The sequence below is a fragment of the Allosphingosinicella sp. genome (assembly GCF_036387215.1).
Lineage (GTDB): Bacteria > Pseudomonadota > Alphaproteobacteria > Sphingomonadales > Sphingomonadaceae > Allosphingosinicella.
Genome location: NZ_DASVUE010000248.1, coordinates 1 through 4,961 on the forward strand (window position 1 = coordinate 1; position 4,961 = coordinate 4,961).

The 4,961-nt window shown below is 67.9% G+C and carries 5 protein-coding genes; 2 read left to right on the plus strand and 3 right to left on the minus strand.

The annotated features are described in order from the left end of the window. The 3 genes from VF662_RS10135 to VF662_RS10145 form a co-directional block, all read right to left on the minus strand. Positions 1 to 1,238 (minus strand): M3 family metallopeptidase (locus VF662_RS10135; protein ID WP_464140585.1); only part of this gene is annotated, 1,238 nt, incomplete at its 3' end. Positions 1,239 to 1,331: 93 nt separating this feature from the next. Then, positions 1,332 to 1,793 carry a Holliday junction resolvase RuvX gene (gene ruvX / locus VF662_RS10140; protein WP_464140587.1) on the minus strand — a complete coding sequence of 154 codons (462 nt, stop codon included), beginning with the start codon at positions 1,791 to 1,793 and terminating at the stop codon, positions 1,332 to 1,334. Beyond that, complete coding sequence (locus VF662_RS10145; RefSeq protein ID WP_464140589.1) at positions 1,790 to 2,923, minus strand: DUF3089 domain-containing protein; 1,134 nt, start codon at positions 2,921 to 2,923, stop codon at positions 1,790 to 1,792. Before VF662_RS10145 ends, ruvX begins: the two co-directional genes overlap by 4 nt. Before the next feature lie 130 nt (positions 2,924 to 3,053). On the opposite strand from VF662_RS10145, the gene VF662_RS10150 reads away from it, so the two are divergent. Continuing rightward, on the plus strand, positions 3,054 to 4,754 hold the full coding sequence (locus VF662_RS10150; RefSeq protein WP_464140591.1) for a DUF4153 domain-containing protein: 1,701 nt from the start codon (positions 3,054 to 3,056) through the stop codon (positions 4,752 to 4,754). Between the two features lie 48 nt (positions 4,755 to 4,802). Next, positions 4,803 to 4,961 (plus strand): Asp-tRNA(Asn)/Glu-tRNA(Gln) amidotransferase subunit GatC (gene gatC / locus VF662_RS10155; RefSeq protein ID WP_464140593.1); only part of this gene is annotated, 159 nt, incomplete at its 3' end.

Sequence of the window (4,961 nt, forward strand, 5' to 3'; positions counted from 1 at the left end):
CAGAACATGCCGTTGATCATGTTCGACAGCTCGAAATAGGGCTTTATCTCGTCCTGGCTGAGGTCGTACCGCTCTTTCCGGACCTTCTCCATGTAATAGCGATAGTCCCAGGGCTCGATCGTGATCTTGTGGCCGAGCTTCCTGGCCATCGCCTGCTGGTCGCGGACCTCTTCCTTCACCCGGGCGACGGCGGCCGGCCAGACGCGCATCATCAGTTCCTGCGCGCGGGCCGGATCCTTGGCCATCGTGTCCTGCATCCGCCAGTGGGCGTGGGTGGGGAAGCCCAGCAGCTTCGCCCGCTCGGAGCGGAGTTTCACGATCTCTGAGATCACCGCGCCCGTGTCGTTCTGGCCGGGATTGTCGCCGCGGTTGACGAACGCCTTCCACACCCGCTCGCGAAGTGCGCGATCGTCGGCGAAAGTCAGCACCGGATCGACGGCCGAGCGCGTGTTGACGATCGCATAGACGTCCGCCGGCAGGTTCCGCTCCTTGGCGGCAGCCTTGGCCGCCGCCTTTACGTCCTGCGGGACACCGCGCATCTCCTTTTCGTTCGCGGCGATGTGCGTGCTCTCGTCGGCGAGCACCTTCTCGCTGAACGTCGCGAAGGCTCGGGCGAGCTGCTGGTTGTAGGCGGAGAGCTGCTGCTTCTGCGCCGCGTCCAGATTGGCGCCGCGCCGGACGTAGCTCTGGTAGAGCCGGGTGACGAGCCGCTGCTGCTTGGCATCGAGGCCGGCGCTTTCCCGCGCGTCATAGACGGCCTTGATGCGCTGGAAGAGCCGCGGGTTCAGAACGATCTCGTCGGACGCGGCTGACAGCTTCGGCCCCCATTCCTTCTGCAGCGCCTGATATTGCGGGTTGGTCATGTTGCTGGTCATGACGCCGTAGACGGCGCCGACCCGTCCGAGACGGCGGCCGGTCCTCTCGAGCGCCTCCACCGTATTGGCGAAGCTCGCGGGGGCCGGATTGTCGATGATCGCCGCGATCTCGCGCCGACGCTCGTCGATCGCGAACTGGAACGCCTCGGGGAAGAGCTCCGGCTTCACCTGGTCCCAGGGCGGCACGCCGGCATAGGGCCCGCTCCAGTCGGCGAGCAGGATATTGGCGGGAACGGCCGGAGCGGCTTCAGCGGCCGGCTGCGCTTCCGCCATGGCTGCGGCCGGGGCCGTGTCCGTTTCACTCATGGTCGTGCATCCGCCGAGCGCGAGCGCGGCTGCGCCTGCAAGGTAAATCGCCTTCATCTCTTCCTCCGCAGGAATGGTGCGGCTCGCCCGAAAGACGAGCCTGAAATCCTGTCATGCCGTTAGCAGGCCGCCGTTTAACCTCAAGCAACATCAGCCCATTGTCAGCGCGTCGATCGCGCCCTGAAGGATGTAGGCGGCGGCCATCTTGTCGACCAGCTCGGCGCGCCGTGCGCGGCTCGCATCGGCGTCCAGCAAGGTTCGGGTCACCGCCTGCGTCGACCAGCGCTCGTCCCAGAGCAGGATCGGCAGGCCGAGCTGCTCCAGGTTCCGCGCGAAAGCGCGCGTCGATTGGGTGCGGGGGCTTTCGGAGCCGTCGAGATTGAGCGGCAGTCCGATGACGATGCCTACCGCATGTTGCTTGCCCGCAAGGTCGCGGATCCGCGCCATATCCACCGAGAATTTGGCCCGCATGATGAGTTCGGCCGGAGTCGCGATGGTCCAGCCGGCGTCGCACAGGGCTGCGCCGACCGTCTTGGTGCCGACGTCGAGGCCGAGCAGCCGCCCGCCCATCGGCAGCGTCTCGCGAAACTCGGCGGCGCTGGCGGTGATCATCGTCCCGCGAAGCCCCTCAGCCGCGCCTCGGCATCGGCACGGATGTTCGCCCAGAACAAGGCATAGTCGAACACGTGATAGTTGTTGCCGGGCAGCACGTAGGGCGGAAATCCCGCGACCTCCTCGCCGATCAGCAGGAAGCCGCTGACATCGCAGCGCGCCGGCACGCCGCCCACCCGAAGCTCGCCTTCGGTCAACTCGGCATTGGGTATGATCGTCCCGAGATTGGCCGCCGCCTCTGCTTCCCCGTCGCGGGTGCCGGTCAGCGGGTTGACGCACAGCATCGGCGATCCGGCCCGCTTTGTGCCGTTCGGTGCCACCGACGCGTCATAGACTTCGGTGATCATCTGCGGGTCCGCGGGCTCGGCGAAGCTCTGCCAGGAAAGGATGCAGCCCGGCTGCTCCGCGCTCTCGCAGGCCGGCAGCCCGAGCAGCTCGAGGTCCGCAGTGGTCGAGATCGGCCACCCGACCACGTAGGCGGCCACCACCCGCTTCGCGAGCGGCTTGCCCGCCACCCGCTCGCGCAGCAGCCGCGTCAGGTGAAGGCTGCCCTGGCTGTGCCCGGCGAGGATGATCGGCGCGTCCTTCGGCGCCTGCTTCAGGAAGGCGTCGAACGCGGTGAGCACGTCGCGATAGGCGAAGCCGAGGGCCTTCTCCGCATCCTGCTTCGTGGTCAGAAACGCTCCAAACGTCGCCTGGCGGTACTTGGGGGCCCAGACGTCTCCGACCCCGCTGAACGCGCTTCCCTGGTGGCGGACGAACAGCCGCGCCCTTTGCTGCGAGTCCTCATGGTCGATCGGAGCGTTCCACTGCGACCGATCGAGGAACGAGGTGGGGTGGATGAAGAACACCGCTGCCTTCGGGAGCGGCTTGGCGTCTTCGGCAGGCGCAGGGGGCGCATAGCCCTTGGGCAGCCACAGCGCGGGGTTGTTCGGGATGTCGGGACGTGAGATCCACATCGACGCATCCGCATAGGTCGGCCCCGGCGGCATGGGCACGTCCTTGAACTCCACCGTCGGCACCATCGCCGTCTTGAGGAGCTGCCGCTCGAACAATCGGTAGCCGAGCGCCGCGATCAGCACGAGCACGACGATGCCGGCGACGATCCACAAAAACCGGCGTGCCAGCATTCATTTCCTCCGGATGTGCATCACGCCTGCACATGGACGTGGCAGGAATGCCGAAGCCGCGGATTGCGCCCCCGGCTGCGATGGGACAGGCTCCAGATAAGGCGAGGGCAGGGGAATGGAAGAGCGGAACATGGATCACGAGGCCTGGCCGGCACGGGCGGCGATGCTGGCGGCGCTCGGTGCCATTCTTGGGATCGTCATCGATCGGCTTCTGGACGGCGGCGACACGCACGAAATCTGGCGGGCGAGCGCGGCTTCGTTCGTCGCGGTGGCGGGCATCACGTTCGCGGTCGGGCTCGAGCGGCTCCGCTGGCTCTGGTCGGCGCTGTTCGCGCTCGCCTGCGGCGCCGTCGTCGCGCTTGTCTTCTACTGGAACGGTACGCCCGACGGCTGGAGCGCCGACGAGGGCTGGCGGATGTTCGCCTCTATCCTGGCCGTCGCGATCGCGGTGCCGCTGTTCCAGTCGGTTCGAGACGAGGGGCGCTGGAGCCTCCGCTCGCCCGAGATCCACGCTTATGCCTGGACCAACCTCGTGCTCTGGGGCGCCGTCTGCGCTTTTACCCTGATCTCGTTCCTGCTCTCCCACCTGCTGGCCGAGCTGTTCAACCTGATCGGCATCGGCCTCCTCCGCGACGCGCTTCGGAACAGCTGGTTCGTCGGCATGATCGTCGGCGCCGCGCTCGGCGCCGGCGTCGGCCTGCTCCGCGACCGCGACAAGGTGCTCGGCCTCCTCCAGCGCGTGGTGACGACCGTGCTTTCGGTCCTTGCACCGGTGCTCGCTACCGGGCTCGTCCTCTTCGTGCTGGCGCTGCCTTTCACCGGCCTCCAGTCGCTGTGGGACAAGACCAGCGCCACCACCCCCATCCTGCTGCTCGCAATCGCCGGCGCCTTCATCCTCGCCAACGCCGTCATCGGCAATTCTCCCGAGGAGGAAGCGAAGGGGAGGGCGCTCCGCCTCAGCGCTATGGCTCTTGGCGCGGTGATGGCGCCGCTCGCAATCGTCGCCGCACTCTCCACCTGGCTGCGCATCGATCAGCACGGCCTCACGCCCGAGCGGCTCTGGGCGCTCGTCTTCGTGCTGGTCGTGCTCGCCGTCTCGCTCGCCTATCTCTGGGCCCTCGTCCGCGGCCGCTTCGACTGGGCCGGGCAGGTCCGCCCCGCCAACGTCCGCCTTGCGGTCGGCATCTGCATCGTCGCGCTGCTGCTGGCGACGCCGCTGATCGACTTCGGCGCCATCTCCACCCGCGACCAGATCGCTCGTCTCCAATCCGGGAAAGTGGCTCCGGAGAAGTTCGATTGGGCCGCCCTCCGCTTCGATTTCGGCCCCAGCGGCGTCCGCGCACTCGAAGCACTCCAGCGCCAGGGCGCGCCGAAGCTCCGCCAGCTGGCCGCGCAGGCGCTCCGTTCTAAGGAGCGCTGGGCACTCACCGAAACCACCGCCGTCCCCGCCCGCGCCGAAAGGGTCCAGGGCAAGGTACGGATACTCCCGCAGCCGGTGCCGCTGCCGCCGGAACTCTCCCGCATCCTCGCCACCGGAAGCATCTGCGCGGCCGGCGACTGCACTGTGTTCTGGCAGCCCGGCGCCTCCGAGGCCGTCGCCATCGGCTTCGGCTGTCCGGAGTGCGCCGCCGGAGTGACGCGCCTCGTCCGCGGCCCGGAGGGCGACTGGCAGACGATGAATGTCGAAAGCCCCGCGCAGGCATTCCCTCAGCAGATGGGCCAGGACCCGCAGGCGCAGCGGGGCGCGGTCGCCGCCGGACGGGTCGAGATCAGGGACGTGCGGCGCCGCCAGGTCTATGTCGACGGGCAGCCGGTTTCGGGCACCTTCTGACCGGCCCTGCGCTTGAAGGCATTGGGCACGGGTGCTAGCGCCCGCGCCATGTCCGTAGACACCGCTACCGTTCGCCATATCGCGAAGCTCGCACGCATTGCCGTCACCGACGGCGAGGTGGACGCGCTCGTGCCCGAATTGAACAACATCCTCGGCTGGGTCGAGCAATTGCAGGAGGTGGACGTCTCCGGCGTGGAGCCGATGACC